At 58.1% G+C, this 15,787-nt stretch carries 9 protein-coding genes, 1 tRNA gene and 5 pseudogenes; 10 read left to right on the forward strand and 5 right to left on the reverse strand.

Features of this window, described 5'->3' with window-relative positions:
• The first annotated feature begins 251 nt into the window (after positions 1–251).
• The 3 genes and pseudogenes from ASD03_RS29355 to ASD03_RS29365 form a co-directional block, all read left to right on the forward strand.
• Positions 252–590 (forward strand): hypothetical protein, encoded by a 339-nt coding sequence (locus ASD03_RS29355; protein ID WP_025428225.1) that lies wholly within the window; start codon positions 252–254, stop codon positions 588–590.
• 626 nt (positions 591–1,216) lie between these two features.
• Positions 1,217–1,618, forward strand: a complete 402-nt coding sequence (locus ASD03_RS29360) for a cupin domain-containing protein (protein WP_057217782.1) — start codon at positions 1,217–1,219, stop codon at positions 1,616–1,618.
• 70 nt (positions 1,619–1,688) lie between these two features.
• Positions 1,689–2,006 (forward strand): annotated as a pseudogene (locus tag ASD03_RS29365) (carboxymuconolactone decarboxylase family protein); the annotation flags it as partial.
• A 284-nt stretch (positions 2,007–2,290) separates the two neighbouring features.
• On the opposite strand, the pseudogene ASD03_RS38290 reads toward ASD03_RS29365, so the two are convergent.
• Positions 2,291–2,551: pseudogene (locus ASD03_RS38290) on the reverse strand (hypothetical protein); the annotation flags it as partial.
• A 130-nt stretch (positions 2,552–2,681) separates the two neighbouring features.
• Positions 2,682–3,452: a glucose 1-dehydrogenase gene (locus ASD03_RS29375; protein ID WP_025428221.1), complete on the reverse strand. Its 771-nt coding sequence runs from the start codon at positions 3,450–3,452 to the stop codon at positions 2,682–2,684.
• Between the two features lie 210 nt (positions 3,453–3,662).
• On the opposite strand from ASD03_RS29375, the pseudogene ASD03_RS41380 reads away from it, so the two are divergent.
• The 7 genes and pseudogenes from ASD03_RS41380 to ASD03_RS29400 all read left to right on the forward strand — a co-directional run.
• Positions 3,663–4,026: pseudogene (locus tag ASD03_RS41380) on the forward strand (L-lactate permease); the annotation flags it as partial.
• Between the two features lie 358 nt (positions 4,027–4,384).
• On the forward strand, positions 4,385–5,041 hold the full coding sequence (locus tag ASD03_RS29380) for a CBS domain-containing protein (protein WP_057211001.1): 657 nt from the start codon (positions 4,385–4,387) through the stop codon (positions 5,039–5,041).
• Between the two features lie 225 nt (positions 5,042–5,266).
• Positions 5,267–7,696, forward strand: coding sequence for a phosphoketolase family protein (locus ASD03_RS29385; RefSeq protein ID WP_057210999.1), 2,430 nt, complete (start codon positions 5,267–5,269; stop codon positions 7,694–7,696).
• 95 nt (positions 7,697–7,791) lie between these two features.
• Positions 7,792–11,661, forward strand: a complete 3,870-nt coding sequence (locus tag ASD03_RS29390; RefSeq protein ID WP_057217786.1) for a glycosyl transferase — start codon at positions 7,792–7,794, stop codon at positions 11,659–11,661.
• Positions 11,662–11,665: 4 nt separating this feature from the next.
• Complete coding sequence (locus tag ASD03_RS29395) at positions 11,666–12,985, forward strand: glucoamylase family protein (protein WP_057210991.1); 1,320 nt, start codon at positions 11,666–11,668, stop codon at positions 12,983–12,985.
• 435 nt (positions 12,986–13,420) lie between these two features.
• A complete protein-coding gene (locus ASD03_RS40815) occupies positions 13,421–13,591 on the forward strand; it encodes a hypothetical protein (protein WP_244494286.1) in 171 nt (56 codons plus the stop codon).
• A 43-nt stretch (positions 13,592–13,634) separates the two neighbouring features.
• Positions 13,635–14,669 carry an SbmA/BacA-like family transporter gene (locus ASD03_RS29400; RefSeq protein WP_244494712.1) on the forward strand — a complete coding sequence of 345 codons (1,035 nt, stop codon included), beginning with the start codon at positions 13,635–13,637 and terminating at the stop codon, positions 14,667–14,669.
• A 250-nt stretch (positions 14,670–14,919) separates the two neighbouring features.
• Here the strand turns inward: ASD03_RS29400 and ASD03_RS38295 are convergent.
• From ASD03_RS38295 to ASD03_RS29405, 3 genes and pseudogenes are all read right to left on the reverse strand, one after another.
• Positions 14,920–15,316: pseudogene (locus ASD03_RS38295) on the reverse strand (transposase); the annotation flags it as partial.
• Between the two features lie 82 nt (positions 15,317–15,398).
• A pseudogene (locus ASD03_RS39440) lies at positions 15,399–15,495 on the reverse strand (IS5/IS1182 family transposase); the annotation flags it as partial.
• Positions 15,496–15,636: 141 nt separating this feature from the next.
• Positions 15,637–15,713: transfer RNA gene (locus ASD03_RS29405), tRNA-Met, on the reverse strand.
• Positions 15,714–15,787: the final 74 nt, after the last annotated feature.

Genomic DNA, 15,787 nt, shown 5'->3' on the forward strand with positions numbered 1-15,787 from the left:
GCTATACCGCGCCATCGCCGCATGAGCGCGGCATACATCGATACCTTGCGCTAAGGCGCAGGGCAGATAACCGATGACCCCGCGCCCAAAAGACCAAAACGGGCGGATGGGCGGAAATCCATCGAGTTTTTCAACGAAATCCGCCACAAGCGGTCGTCCTATGCCTCGCAAGATTTATGGGGCCGGCACGGGTGATTTCCGACGCGTAGAGTGTAATCTGGCAAACCGTCGAGCACGTGGAGAGAGCGCCAATGCCCCGTTTTCTTGCCGTTTACACCATGAAGCCCGAAGACCTCGCCTCCTTTCGGAGGCTGCCCAAAGCCGAGCAGGACGCGATCGACGCCGTCGGCATAGAACAGTGGGCCGCGTGGGAGAACAGAAACGCCGCATCCATCCTTGATCGTGGTGGCATGGTCGGCAAGACGACGCGTATAACGAAGGACGGTGTCGCCAACGCCGTGAACCCCTTCTGCGGTTACCTTGTCGTCGAAGCGGAAACCATCGACGCTGCGGCACGGCTGTTCAAAGACCACCCGCACATCACCGTGTTTCCAGGTGACGGCGTAGATATCATGCCCTTTTTAACATGAACTCCTCCGGGTCAGCATCAGCCGTCGGCGGTTCCCCCATCTGAGGCGGCGGAGGCCGCGAACGGCAGCTTATGGCAAGAAGCAATCGTTGGTGGCATTAGCTACATAATTCCTCAAACTCCGATGGTAGGACTCTGATGGATTGCCTCCGGCTGGCCAACGCCACGATCAGGATCTGGCCAGCCGACATGATCTGTTGGCCGAAGGCATCGCAGCTTCGATCGAAATCGTCCGCTTTTAGCGCATTCCCTCGCCCGTCGACGGCCGATGCGCAGGGCCGCAATTAAACGCGGTCAACGTCTCAAGACATTTGCCACAAGATCCCAGGAATGCGGAAGAAATTGATCTTCAAGTTCATATGCATAGGCAGCATTGGTGGCCTTCGCTACCGAACTGCGTACGGTTCGTATCGGCTAGTTGGATTGCTAGGGCAAACTGGCGGAAGGTCTAGGACCACCTACCCCTTCGTCGAGAGCAAACATCGTGAGAACAGCGCCCTGGGGCGATCGCCCGTTGGCGTGATCTGATTACGCATTGCAGCGCAATACCGTCCCGATCTCTTGCGGCCTTTCCCAGGCGATCTCTTTTTTTGTGCCGCGGTCGCCAGAACCACCAAGGAGACCAAAATGAAGTCCATCCTACGCACCATGCTCGTTTCGGCCATTATCGGCTTCGGGATCTTGCCAGTCGCGGCTGAAGACGGCGCAAAGGTCACGCCATTGATGTCCAAGGATTTGCAAGACTATCCGGGAAAAGAGGGACTGATGCTGTCCGTAGAGTATCAGCCAGGCGGCTCCTCACCCGTCCACCGACACGAAGCCCACGCATTCGTGTACGTGCTGGAGGGCTCGATCGTCATGCAGGTTAAGGGCGGCGAAGAAGTCACCGTTGCTCCTGGAGAAACCTACTACGAGGGGGCCTCCGATATTCACCTGGTCAGCCGGAACGCGAGCAAGACGAGCCCGGCCAAGTTCATCGTAGTCCTGCTCAAGAAGAAGGACACGCCCGCTGTTATTCCAGTGGAGTGATCGCGGCGAATATCGCGAAGCGGATCACCCCCATGGGACGACGGCCTGCTTCCCAAGTTCGTCACGTGCGAGCTCGCAAATCAATTCGTGTGTGTTCTGCATTCATCTGCACACCACAGAAGCCCTCAAAGACGGGGAAGAGCCCATGCGCCTCTATTTGCTGACGGGGTGGCGTGAGGCAACGCTTTACTCCCCGCGCGAGCGTGCTGCTCTCGCCTGGACGGAAGCGCTGACCAACCTCGCGCAGACTGGCGCTCCCGACGATGATTGGGCGCTGATTGAGGCTGCATTTACGGCAGAAGAGCGGTCCTGGTTGTCTCTTGCCATCGGTGCGATCAATCTTTGGAATCGGCTTCAGGTAGGGTTCAGGGCTACTCATCCCGCTTAACGGCTCAACGTGCGCCACTGACACGGCGTCTTTGTGGCGTGGCGGTCCGAGCCGCCGCGCCTTTCTTGTCGGTTCGAGCACGGAACGCATCATGAACCCCACGAGCCTCGAACCAACACTCGAAGAAATGCTGTATCGCATCAAGCAGCCGCGGGCATGGCAGCGCCTGTCGAAAACGAGAACCAGCCGGCGCATGAACTGCGCGCCATAGAGAGCGATCCGACCGAGGCCAGGGCCCCACCCGCTGATCCTGGCGCCAGCCGGTCCGCCGCCGCCGCCAGCTCCACATCACTCCCGATCTTGACCCGGATCCGCTGGTCCTCGGTGACGGCGGCATTCCGTTCCGCCAGCCCACGCTGCAGCGAGACGGCGCATTCCACGGCGTCCACCACGCTGCCAAATTTGGCGCGCATCCCGTCGCCCATAAGCTTGAAAATCTGGCCGTGATGGCGGGCAATCTCCGGCTCAAACAGTTCCTTGCGTCCCGCACGAAGGCGCTCGAAACGACCGCCCTCAACAGCGCTTCTGGGGAACCCGCGTTTCATCCAACACTTCTACTGAACGCCCCAGGCAGTCCTTCGGTGCGATGTCCCATGTGAGCCCGATTGTTCGTGTGCCTCCCGCAAGTCGCTTGCAATGTGAGGGCCGTCGTCGAGGACAGCCCCACTCCCCACCTCAGGCGACGGACCATCCACCGTCCACCAGCAGGTTCGCGCCGGTGATTAGGCTCGCAGCTGGTGACGCAAGGAAGACCACGGCACCCACTACATCGTCGGTTTCACCGATCCGGCCGAGTGGAATGTGACCGAGCGTCGCTTGGCGATTGTCGGGATCGGATAGAAAAGGTGCGGTGCCATCGGTGTGGATGAAGGTCGGCGATACGGTATTTACCGTTACGTTGTAGCGCGCCCACTCGGCTGCAAGGCAGCGCGTCAGGTGATTAATCGCCGCCTTGCTCATGCAATAGATCGCCTCGCCGCGCAGTGCCACTGTACCGGCCTGCGAGCTGATGTTGATGATCCGGCCCTCTTTACGCTCGATCATGTGCCGACCTATTGCCTGCGTCATCAGAAAGGTGCCCTTGATGTTGACATCGAGTATCTGGTCAAGGTCCTTTTCCTCAACGAGTTCCGCGAGATTGCCCGGAGCCACTCCGACATTGTTGATGAGGACGTCGATCCGACCGAACGTTGTAAGGGCCGCATCCACTGCTTGTGCGATATGCGCCTTATTGGGAATGTCTAGCTCAACCGGGAGGACTTTGCCTCCGGCGCTCTCGAGTTCGCCAACCAGGCCAGCCGACGCCGCGATGTCGCGGACGCCCAGCACGATATCGGACCCTGCTGCGGCACAGGCAATTGCGCAAGCACGACCGATGCCACGGCTCGCTCCCGTCACGAACGTCACTTTGCCGTCAAGGCTGAAATCCGGCGCGTTCTTCTGCATTATGATACCTCCCTTGATAAAGCTCATTCATGGCAGCGTCGAAATGCGGATGCCAGACTTTCAACGCATGTTGCGGAGCATCCCTTGACCACGTCCGCAAGGGCCGACCATAGAAACTCTGCTCTTGAAGGGTTTCGAACCGCTGACCTTCGCTTCAGCGCGCTGCTTTGATTGGGTTCTCATCCGTAGCCAAGAAGTTTACAACAGAACCTGCTGGCGCTTGGGTTTGTCACACGATACTCTGGAACCGACGCGTCACTCGGGCTGGCCTTTGCCAAGACCGGGGTCCTTTATTCGTTCTTCGGGGGCGCTCGTCAGCTCGCTCGGTGTCGCGCTGACGGGCTCCGACGCCTCGCCCAACGGCGTCCGCCAATAGCTCGGATGGGCAAAATGATCGACGCCCAGAGCACCGTGGTCGCGCCCACCGCCACCAAGATGTACGGACAGGAAGGGGACGACCCTCCGCTTCGTCTTCTTCCATAGCCTTGCACTTACTTACCTCGTTGGCGTGCTCGTGTTCAGCCAAGCAACAAGCTCTCCCGCATCGTGGAATCCGCATGCAGTCGCAGCGTGAAGATTCTACTTGCAGTGATTGCAATGGTTGCTTGCGCGAGCAACCATAACGACACCCCCGGCTCGAACTTTCCCACAAGGCAACGAACATCCTTGAAAATGGCACTGTCTGACAGGGTTTGGGATCGTCGTCGCAACGTGCGTAGGTTTGAAACGCATCTGGGCGATGATAGGCATGCTCGGATGGTTGCAGAGGCAGACGCCGGCCGCGCAGCCGGAAGAGGCCTCAGACGTTTCAAACGCAAACGCACGTCCAACGGGAAAGCCGTGTCGAGCGGCTTGTCTCGTTTCTGCAATGGGTTTACTTTGTCGCCGCAATAGACGCGGATGCGCGCCAGTCACTTAGAGTTGGGACCGAAATGCTCGTCAAAGATGTCATGACATCGACGATCGTAAGCGTGTCGCCTGACAACAGTGTCAGACAGGCTGCCATGACCATGTTGAGCCATCATATAAGCGGCATTCCGGTCATTGACGGGGATGGGCATCTCCTCGGCATCATCAGCGAAGGTGACCTGATACGCAGAACGGAACTGGGTGGAGCAATGTTTGCCTCCGCTGAGGATTTGGCAGCGCCCGCCGAAGACAGAGCCAATGCGTATGTGAGGCGCAGCTCCTGGAGAGTTGCGGAGGCAATGACGCCTGCTCCAGTGACAATCGACGAAGATGCGTCACTTCTGCAGGCCGCAAGGCTGATGCAAAAGCACGGCGTCAAGCGCATACCCGTCATCAGACATGGCGAACTTGTCGGAATTGTCAGCCGAGCCGATTTGCTGCAGGCGATCGTCACAGCCAAACTGGATGGGACACCTTCAGGCGATGAAGCCATTCAGCGCAGTGTCATGGTTCGGCTCCGGGAAAACACTGGCCTCGAAGCGTTCGACATCAAGATCGCAGTAACCAACGGGATCGTGCATCTGTCTGGCGCCGTTGCGATACCCGAATGCAGGCGCGCTGCCCGTATCGTTGCCGAGAGCGTTCAGGGCGTCCAGGGGGTCGTCGATCATTTCACCTAAACCGACAAGGTGAGGTTTCTGAGATCGTCGATCCGCACCGACTTTTGACGACAGCGCCGTCGTCGTTGCGTATGCGTCAGGCGAAATGCATTTGGCGTTTTCGCCGGACCGAGGCACTGCCTGTTTCCAATCGGGCTTGAAGCAGGCTCTGTCTGCATAAAAACGACTTCGCGACAATAAATCCGACTTCATAGGGAGACTTCGATGGCTTCGCATGAGACGGAAATGACCGGAAAAAATCAACCAACGAACCCACCTCTTTCAACGGAAGATCTTCGACTAATCGACGCTTACTGGCGGGCATCCAATTACCTGTCGGTAGGCCAGATATACTTGCTCGACAATCCGCTCCTGCGAGAACCGCTAAAACGCGAGCACATCAAACCACGCCTGCTCGGGCACTGGGGAACTTCTCCCGGCCTGAACATGCTCTACGTCCACCTGAACCGGGTGATCAAACGCGATAATCTCGACATGATCTACGTGATCGGCCCTGGCCACGGGGGGCCGTCCCTGGTCGCGCACGCCTATCTGGAAGGGACCTACAGCGAATTCTATCCGAATATCAGCCAGGACAGGGAGGGTATGCAACGGCTCTTCAAGCAGTTCAGCTTTCCCGGTGGCATTCCAAGTCACGTCGCACCTGAAACTCCGGGCAGTATCCACGAGGGCGGCGAACTGGGGTACGCTCTTAGCCATGCTTACGGGGCGGCATTCGACAATCCGGAGCTGATCGTTGCCTGTGTCGTGGGCGACGGCGAGGCGGAGACGGGCCCGTTGGCGACGGGGTGGCAGAGCAACAAATTTCTCAACCCGGCGCGCGATGGCTGCGTCCTGCCGATCCTTCACCTCAACGGGTACAAGATCGCCAACCCATGCTTTCTAGCTCGCATTCCCGAGGATGAACTGCGAAAATTCTTCGAAGGAATGGGCTATGAACCCTATTTCGTTGAGGGCCATAGCCCGGAGAACGTCCACCAACAACTGGCCGGCACGCTCGACACCATCGTGGCCAGGATCAAGCACATCTGGGCTGATGCGCGCACCAACGGCAATCTAAAGCGCCCGGCCTGGCCAATGATCGTCTTTCGCACGCCGAAGGGATGGACGTGTCCGAAAGAAATCGATGGCAAGAAATGCGAGGATTACTGGCGGGCACACCAAGTGCCGATGGGCGAGATGGATAAGCCAGAACATATCCGCATTCTCGAACAGTGGATGAAGAACTACCATCCTGAGGATCTGTTCGATGAAACGGGCAGGTTACTGCCCGAAATCGCTGCGTTGGCTCCGGCGGGCAACCGTCGAATGAGTGACAATCCGCATGCCAATGGCGGCCTGCGGCTTCGCAGCCTGAAGCTGCCTGCCTTCAGGGATTATGCCGTGGATGTTCCAAGCCCCGGTGCGACGACCGTTGAATCAGCGCGGGTGATGGGCAAATTCCTCCGCGACGTCATGAAGGCCAACATGGACAGCCAGAACTTCCGCCTGTTCAGCCCGGACGAAAACAATTCGAACCGATGGCAGGACGTGCTTGAGGTGACCGATCGCTGCTACATGGCCGAGATTTATGAGGACGACGATCATTTGTCGCCAGACGGTCGCGTCATGGAGGTCCTGAGCGAACATCAGTGCCAAGGGTGGCTGGAAGGCTACCTTCTCACCGGCCGCCATGGCTTCTTCTCCTGCTATGAAGCCTTCATCCATATAATAGACTCGATGTTCAACCAGCATGCCAAGTGGCTTAAAATCTGCAACGAGATCCCTTGGCGCAGGCCAATCGCTTCATTGAACTACTTTTTGAGTTCTCATGTCTGGCGACAGGACCACAACGGCTTCAGCCATCAGGATCCGGGTTTCATCGACCACGTCGTGAACAAGAAGGCCGACGTGATCCGGGTCTACCTTCCGCCGGACGCCAACACGCTTCTGTCGGTGACAGATCACTGCCTGCGAAGCCGCAACTACGTCAACGTCGTGATTGCTGGAAAGCAGCCTTCACCGCAATGGCTTACGATGCCCGAGGCGGTCAGGCATTGCAGCATGGGCGTGAGCATCTGGGACTGGGCCAGCAATGACAGGGGAAGCGAGCCCGATGTCGTAATGGCCTGCTGCGGTGACGTTCCTACCCTCGAGACGCTGGCGGCAGTCCAATTGATGCGCGAGCACCTGCCCGAGTTGAAGATACGTGTCGTCAACGTCGTGAACTTGATGAAGCTTCAGCCTCCCGAAGAACACCCGCACGGCTTGTCAGACGGGGACTTCGACGCGCTCTTTACCAGAGACAAGCCGATCATCTTCGCCTTCCACGGCTATCCATGGCTGATCCACCGGCTCACCTACAGGAGGGCCAACCATGGAAACCTGCATGTGCGCGGATACAAGGAGGAAGGAACGACGACAACCCCGTTCGATATGGTTGTCCTCAACGAGCTCGATCGCTTTCACCTCGTCGGCGATGTCATCGACAGACTTCCTCAGTTGGGTGCACGCGCCGCGTACTTTAAACAGGCCATTCAGGCGAAGCTCATTGAGCACCGTGAGTACATTCAGGAGCATGGCGACGACATGCCCTCGATCGTCGGATGGAAATGGGGCACGCAGCCACAACCTGACGTGACCGGGAAAACCTCGACTGAGGGAGACAATCTATGATGGGCCGGCGAAATGACCGGAAGTTCCGGCAGAGTTTTGCCGCACCACGATAGAACACTGCAATACCCGACGCATCTTGAAACGAGAATAGCGGCATGGGTTCGATCACTGGAAAGAGTTCATCGGCAGCTATCGGCACTCCGATCGATGGCCGTGCCGTGGCGTTGCTTTCCAACGGCGCGTACAGCGTCCTGCTGACATCCGCGGGTGCGGGTTATGGATCCTGGCGGGACATTGACGTCACTCGTTGGAGAGAGGACGGGACGCGCGATTGTTGGGGACAGTTCTGTTATGTTCGCGATCTCACGGACGAGAGCTACTTCTCCGCAGGCAAACAACCGGCTTTTCGCCTGGAGAATACCTACGAACACTCTTTTCGAGGCGATCGCGCTGAGTTCCGATGCTGCGCCGGAGACATCGTCGTTGCGTGGTCAGTCTGCGTGGCGCCCGACAGCAACGCGGAGGTGAGACTGTTCGATGTTACTAATCAGGGTACCAAGCCCAGAGACCTGGAACTGACCAGCTACGCGGAAATCTGCCTGAACAATCGTCGCGCGGATTCGGCCCACCCCGCATTTGCCAAGCTCTTCATTGAGACCCGGTTCGATGCCAAAACCGGCGCATTATTTGCGCGCCGTCGCCCGCGTAGTCCCGAAGACGCGCCGCTCTGGGCAGTCCACGTTTCCGCCCTGAGTACGACAGCACTCGGCCCTCTTGAATTCGAGACAGATCGGCGAAGATTTTTGGGGAGAGGCCGCACGACGGCAAACCCGTTGGCTTTGTCTGACGAGGCAGCGCAACTCTCAGGAACGACGGGACCCGTGCTGGATCCGATCTTCTGTTTGAGACGGCGTGTCCGTGTCCCACCGGGCAGCACCGTACGCGTCGCATTCACAACCGGTGCTGCCGATAGCGCCGCTACGGCGATGGCAATCGCCGAGCGATACTCGAGTATCAGCGAAGCCGAAAACGCATTTTTGCAAGTCGGGGTGGCCCTCGATCAAACGTCTGTTGATCCGGACGTGACCGAAGGTGAGATAGATGTCGCTTACAGTCTGATAAACAACATCGTGTTTGCCAACCCGTCTGCCCGTCCGTCGGGCGCCGTTCTGGCGAAGCCGATGAGCAGAACCGCACTGACGTCCAGGGGAATTCATAGCGATCCGCCGATCGTCGTCGTAACGCTTGAGGAAAACAGCGATGGCGCGTTGTTGGACGAAGTGCTGCGCGCGCACAGATTCATTTCGCGTCGAGGGCTCCGGTTCAATCTTGTTCTTGTCGATGGTCGTGATGCGCAAGCGTGTCTAGAACTGGCGGCGGCTCTCGCCGGACCACAGGCAGAGTTCCTTGGAAAGCCAGGTGGAATACATCTCGTGCCTGCGGCCACACTTTCAGAAATGGAAACAACCACCCTCGCCGCCGCGGCACGTGTCAGTCTTTCGAGCGGCAATGGCTCTCTGGGCGACCAACTCAAGAGCGGTCGGCGAATAGCGATATCGCACGAAGCATCACCCATAATCCGCCGCGCATCGATCCAGCGGTTCACCGAGGCGGACACGAACCTGCAGCATTGGAATGGTTTCGGTGGCTTCAGCGCTGACGGACGCGAATACGTCATCCACGTGAATGGCGCGAAAAAACAGACGCCGATGCCGTGGTGCAATGTGATCGCCAACCCGGAATTCGGCTGCCTGACCAGCGAGAGCGGCCTTGGCTACACCTGGGCAGGAAACAGCCAGCTAAATCGCCTGACGCCGTGGTCAAACGATCCGATTTCAGACCCGCCGGGCGAAGTCATCTATTTGCGTGACGAGGACAGCGCTGAGTATTGGACGCCGACGCCATTGCCATTGGGTGCCGGGGAAACCGCTACGGTCCGGCATGGACCAGGGTACAGCTGCTATGAGAGCGACATTGGGTCCCTGCATCAGGAATTGACGGTGCATGTCTCCTCCAAGGATCCCGTCAAGATCATTCGGCTTGAACTTCGAAACGGCGGCGATCGACCACGCCGACTGAGGGCGACATACTACGTGGAATGGGTGCTTGGCTCGCTGCGTGAAGACGCAATCACGCACGTCCTGTGCGAACACGATCCTCGTTCCGGGGCAATTATCGCGAGAAATGCGTGGGAGGGGTGGTTTTCCGACAAACTTGCATTTGCAGGTGCGAACAGACCAGTGCGTTCGGCTACCTGCAGTCGCTCGCAGTTCCTTGGCGCGCTCGGCTCGATAACCCGACCAGCATGGCTGGCGGACCAAACTCAGGAAGACGATCTCCATTCGCCCTGTGATCCGTGCGCCGCATTGACGGTGGAAGTCTTGATCGCGCCGAATGAAAGTTCGCAGGTCGTCTTTGTTCTTGGACAGGGCGACAGTCTCGATCAGGTTCGAGCTCTCATGGGGGATTATTGTCGACCGAGACGGGCGCAAGATGATCTGGATATCGCATCGCGTAAGTGGGCCGACATTCTTGAAACGATAGCAGTCAGGACGCCTGATAACCGTTTCGATCTAATGATGAACCACTGGCTGCTGTATCAGGTCCTTTCCTGTCGTGTTTGGGCACGCTCGGCATTCTATCAGTCCGGAGGCGCCTACGGCTTTCGTGATCAACTCCAAGACGTGATGGCTCTGGTATACGCTGCTCCGAGCGAAACACGTTTGCAGATTTTGCGTGCGTCCTCTCGTCAGTTCTGGGAGGGAGACGTCCAGCATTGGTGGCATCCTCCATCGGGTGTGGGCGTGCGCACCCGGATGACCGACGATCTCTACTTCCTCCCACTCGTGGCTCATCACTACGTTTCGACGACGGGCGATGCCAGTGTGCTGGACGAGGTGGTACCGTACATCACATCGCCGGTGCTCAACGATGATGAACACGAAGCATACGGCGAGCCCGGCGTCAGCGAGAAGGTGGGCACCGTCTATGATCATTGTCTTCGCGCATTACACCATGGGTTCCGTCTCGGTCGCCACGGGTTACCGCTCATGGGGACAGGCGACTGGAACGACGGAATGAATCGGGTCGGCTCTGACGGCAAGGGTGAGAGTGTCTGGAACGGATGGTTCTTCCTGACGGTGCTGAACGCCTTCTCCGAAATTGCAGATGAACGCGATGACGACGTAAACGCGTCATGGTGCAGGGAAAGCGCCGAACAGTTGCGAATGGCCCTGGAGGCCAATGCATGGGACGGAGGATGGTATCGACGCGCCTATTTCGATGACGGTACTCCACTTGGCTCCTCCCGGAACGACGAGTGTCAGATCGATGCCATTCCGCAGGCATGGGCGGTCATCTCAGGCGTTGCCAACGAAGAGCGCGCTTCAAAGGCAATGTCGGCGGTCTGGGATCGGCTCGTTCGCGCAGACGACAAGCTCATCCAATTGTTTGATCCGCCATTCGACAAGGGAAAGCTGCAGCCAGGTTATATAAAAGGTTACGTCCCCGGAATACGGGAAAATGGAGGCCAGTATACGCATGCCGCAGCATGGGTGGTGCTCGCGACCGCATTGCGCGGCGACGGCGACCGCGCCTTTTGGCTTTGGAACTTGATCAACCCGATTACTCATGGCCTGTCGGAAGAAGACGTCCAACGCTACATGGTCGAACCCTATGTCGTCAGCGCAGATGTCTACGGCGCAGCCCCGCATACCGGACGCGGTGGCTGGACCTGGTACACAGGATCCGCCGCTTGGCTCTATCGTGTCGGGCTCGAAGCTCTTTTGGGCATTCGACGCGAGGGGCAGCATCTGTCGATCGATCCGTGCATCCCCAAGAGCTGGCCCGGTTACGAACTTGATTTCAGGCTCGGATCGGCCACGTATCACCTCAAGGTGGATAACGCAGCGGGCACAGGCCGAGGTGTACGCGCGCTGGTGATGGACGGCAGGCAGTTCACTGGCGGAAAGGTGCCGTTTGTCGACGACGGTCGTGTCCACGACGTCCAAGTCGCACTTGGATAACGAGATGTCCGAGCTGCTGTCGACCGATCCGGAACTTCACCGAATGCCGAGCGAGCAGGATCTCGGTCGGCTGCAGTTTACGACGCTCCTTTACTACCTGCATTGCACTAACCCGGACAACGGGTTGGTGCGAGACAAGACATCGCCCGACGCCCCAGCAAGCATAGCTGCGGTTGGCATGGCGCTCGCGACAATTCCAGTCGTGGTGGAACGCGGGATCATCATCCGCCAGTTCGCTGCAAAGATCGCCCGACGTCGGTTAGAATTCCTGTTGTCGTGCCCGCAGGGCCAGGAGCCGGACGCCTCGGGTTACAAGGGTTTCTTCTACCACTTTCTCGACATCGAGAGCGGCCGTCGGGTGTGGCAATGTGAACTCTCCACGATCGACTCGGCGTTTCTTTTCGCCGGGGCACTCACTGTGGGAGCCTACTTTGACGGCGCCGACGCAGACGAGGTTGAAGTTCGCCGCCTGGCTAAAGCGCTTTACGAGCGAGCCGACTGGGGTTGGGCTTGCGATCACGGGCTCACGCTCACGCACGGTTGGAGGCCAGAGAGCGGTTTTATCCCTTATCGTTGGCGCGGATACGACGAGGGCCTCCTGCTCTACATCCTCGGACTTGGCTCGCCCACATACCCGTTACCTTCGGAATCTTATGCCGCCTACACCGAGAGTTATGAATGGCGAAACATCTACGGCCGAGAGCTACTCTATTCAGGCCCACTTTTCACTCATCAGCTGTCACACATGTGGATCGATTTTCGGGGCATTCGCGACGATTTCATGCGGGATCATAACAGCGACTACTTTCTAAACAGCCGCAGCGCCACCTTTGTCCATCAGGAATACGCGATGCGCAACCCGAAGAACTATGCAGGCTACGGAGAGCATTGTTGGGGTTTTACGGCGAGCGACGGTCCAGGTTGGGTGACAAAAAGTGTGAATGGGATTGAGCGTGAATTTTACGACTACATAGCGCGCGGCGCCCCCTTTGGGCCGGACGACGGGACGGTATGTCCCTGGGTAGTGGTGGCTTCGCTACCATTTGCACCCGAGATCGTCGTTCCTACCGTGAGACATTTCGCGCAAATGGAACTAGGGATGACCCGTCTCTATGGATTTAAACCGTCCTTCAATTCGTCGTTTCCTATCGAGGGAAAGCCGACCGAGCCGTGGGTCAGTCCATTTCACTTCGGCATCGATCAGGGTCCTGTCGTGCTCATGATCGAAAATTTCAGGACCGGCCTGATCTGGAATATCATGCGACAGTGTCAACCCATTGTCAGGGGTCTGCGTAAAGCAGGTTTCTCGGGAGGATGGTTATAGAATGTTGGCGCCCCGTTGCTTTCGGCGAGGCATTTCTGACAGCCGAGCGCAAGTGTGGCCCGCCCTTCGCCCCGCTGTCGGCGCGTTGAAACTTGCAGCTCGCCTCGACGTGGCTGGCATTCGCCGCCGAGTGCAGCATATCGCGTCCGCTATGCGCCGCTGCGACTACTGTACACCGCGAAACACGCTGGCTGATCCGGATGGTGCTGCCGCTGGATCTGCTCGGCGAAGACAGCGCCCAAACCCATGACGACAGCCCTATTGCCTCGGTGAAAAAAAGCGGGCTGACGGCACATCGCAAGACGACGGCGCCACGTTGCTCAAGCGATGCCGTGTCAGGCGGTCATCGAAGGTGGGTTGAAGATCCACGGGAAAAATGGGTCCGCAAGGCTTGTGCAACGACATCGAGGTCGAGTGCGTGAAGGCAGAGAATGCATGACCATCGATCATCCGGGTTGGCGCCGGCTAAGCGCTCTTAACGTTGTGAACAACTACGTCGGACGAAACTTCATGACTGCCATCGCCGAACGCCAGATGGCCGAGTTCATACGGCAGGCGATTTTTTATATCGCTGTTTGGACTCATTCACGTTCGCGAAAACGCTGAGTCCATCATGCTAACGCGTGGTGAGAAGCGACAGAAAGTAAGGGTGCTGCATAGGCTTGACGATCTGATCGCAAACATACGCCGCATTACTGCCGTCAACCGCAACCTGGGATTCTTTACCGGCGGCTACAACTGGATGATTCAAATCGTGCCGGACTTAATCATCGCGCCGGCATTCATAAGAGGAGACATTGAGTTCGGTGTCGTCACCCAGTCCGGGGCAGCGTTCGCTATACTTGTTGGCGCGTTCTCGTTGATTGTCCGACAGTTTAATTCGATCTCGAATTTTGCGGCCGTGGTCTCTCGTCTGAGCTCTCTGCATGAGGAGATCTCAAGGTCCCATGAAATAGAATCGGGAATCGAGTTCTTTGAACGGGACGGGCCTCTGATGTGCGAAGGGATGACTTTAGCCTCAACGACGGACGCAGAGTCCCCTCTTCTGAGGGACTTGTTGGTATCGATTCCGGTCGGGATCCGGGTATTGATAACTGGCTCCAGCCACGAACCAGGTGCGGCGTTGTTCAGGGCGATGGCTCAGATTCCGACCCCGGGTACCGGGCGCATCGTTCGCCCCGCTGGCACCCTCTTTCTATCGCAACGGCCATACCTGCCATCCGGTCCCCTTCGTGACGTATTGATCACCCCTGAAAAAGAAGGCGAAATCTCGGATCACCTCTTGCTCAGCACGTTGCATGACCTTGGGCTCGAACGGGTCGCGAACCAAGTGGGCGGGCTAGATGCCGAGCGCGATTGGGAAAAGGAACTGTCCCTGAGAGAACAGCAGCTTTTAGGCCTTGCGAATATTCTTCTCTCAGCGCCGCGCTTCGTCATCCTGGATCAAGCTGAGATGACATTGGGGCCTGCTTTGCTCGAAAAGATAATGCATCTGCTGTCCGAGCGTTCGATCACCTGCATCCACTTCGGAAGAGCCGAAGGTGATCGTGCTGTCAAGCGAAGTGAAGATTTGACCGGGGGGGTCAATTTCTCATTTCGCCTGACACGTGCATCATATCAAGCCGTCCTCGAGTACGGTGTCGATGGTCAGTGGACATGGTCAATTGGTGAACACGCTTCCTAGACGAACCACAGTGCCGCGCGAGCACACTGTCCCCACCAGCGCACGAACAGCACAGTACGCGCGGCATCAGACGCAGCAAGTCGCCGCGAACCGATGCATAATTGCGCCCGATTCGCTTGCTTCGGGGCACTTTGCGATCGTGGACCCTGTCGGTCGTGCGATCCTCTTGCCTCTCTTCGCTTGTCTCGCCACCAACGACAGGGCAATCTGCGCCAGCATCCTAGGGACGAGATCGATCGGATCATTCCCCTCACCTCCCCGCCCTGACCAGCGACCTTGCGATATCAATTATGTGGTCTCTCGCTGCTGTCGGATCATCCTTGGACCATGCGACACCGAGCCCGATCCTGAAGTCGACGCCCTCGTAGGCGATGCGATCGTAGGCATGTTGTGCTTGCGATGCCGGCGCGGCGGAATGACCGGTTCGCGGCCTTGATCAAGGATGAGGTCATGCAGGCTGTCTGCATCATAAGCGCAATCGGCAAGCACCTGTTTGGCCGGCAATCCACCCATCAGGTCGCAGGCGCAGCCATGTCGTTCTGTTGTCCGGGGCCAAGGCGGAAGCGAACGGGTAGCCCGGGCGCATCGGCTACAGCGTGGATCTTGCCGCCAAAGCCGCCTCGGGAGCGACCGAGGGCATGGGCTTCAATGTTGCCATCAGGCTAGCGGCGACGGGGGCGTCGCCCCGCCGACCCGGGGTTACTTCAAGCGCGATGGACGGCGGCAACCATCGACAACAGCATGGATTTTTGTCGATCTGCCCCCTCGCGAGCGACCGATCGCCTGCGCATCTGCCCCCTTTTCCTCCGGCTGCCGATCGATGCGCTGAAGAATATTCAATGGTTTGATTAGGTTTTGACGCTAGGGCTGCTTGCGGGCCGCTTTCGAGGCGCTCAACTCGTCGCGCCGTTACGAGACAAACAAAAAGCCCGCGGACCTTTCGGTCTTGCGGGCTTTTTTTTTGATTTGGTTGCGGGGGCAGGATTTGAACCTGCGGCCTTCAGGTTATGAGCCTGACGAGCTACCGGGCTGCTCCACCCCGCGCCATCTCGGTAAACCGCTATGCGGTTTATCCGGTGCGTAAACCGCTGTGCGGTTTATCGCGATAAGGTAAATCC

The sequence above is a fragment of the Ensifer sp. Root127 genome (assembly GCF_001425225.1).
Lineage (GTDB): Bacteria > Pseudomonadota > Alphaproteobacteria > Rhizobiales > Rhizobiaceae > Ensifer > Ensifer canadensis.

Excerpts from the sequence above, each read along its gene's own strand:
- ASD03_RS29355 (WP_025428225.1), top strand. The coding sequence starts at position 252 with ATGCCCCGTTTTCTTGCCGTTTACACCATGAAGCCCGAAGACCTCGCC.
- ASD03_RS29360 (WP_057217782.1), top strand. The coding sequence starts at position 1,217 with ATGAAGTCCATCCTACGCACCATGCTCGTTTCGGCCATTATCGGCTTC.
- ASD03_RS29375 (WP_025428221.1), bottom strand. The coding sequence starts at position 3,452 with ATGCAGAAGAACGCGCCGGATTTCAGCCTTGACGGCAAAGTGACGTTC.
- ASD03_RS29380 (WP_057211001.1), top strand. The coding sequence starts at position 4,385 with ATGCTCGTCAAAGATGTCATGACATCGACGATCGTAAGCGTGTCGCCT.
- ASD03_RS29385 (WP_057210999.1), top strand. The coding sequence starts at position 5,267 with ATGACCGGAAAAAATCAACCAACGAACCCACCTCTTTCAACGGAAGAT.
- ASD03_RS29390 (WP_057217786.1), top strand. The coding sequence starts at position 7,792 with ATGGGTTCGATCACTGGAAAGAGTTCATCGGCAGCTATCGGCACTCCG.
- ASD03_RS29395 (WP_057210991.1), top strand. The coding sequence starts at position 11,666 with ATGTCCGAGCTGCTGTCGACCGATCCGGAACTTCACCGAATGCCGAGC.
- ASD03_RS40815 (WP_244494286.1), top strand. The coding sequence starts at position 13,421 with ATGACCATCGATCATCCGGGTTGGCGCCGGCTAAGCGCTCTTAACGTT.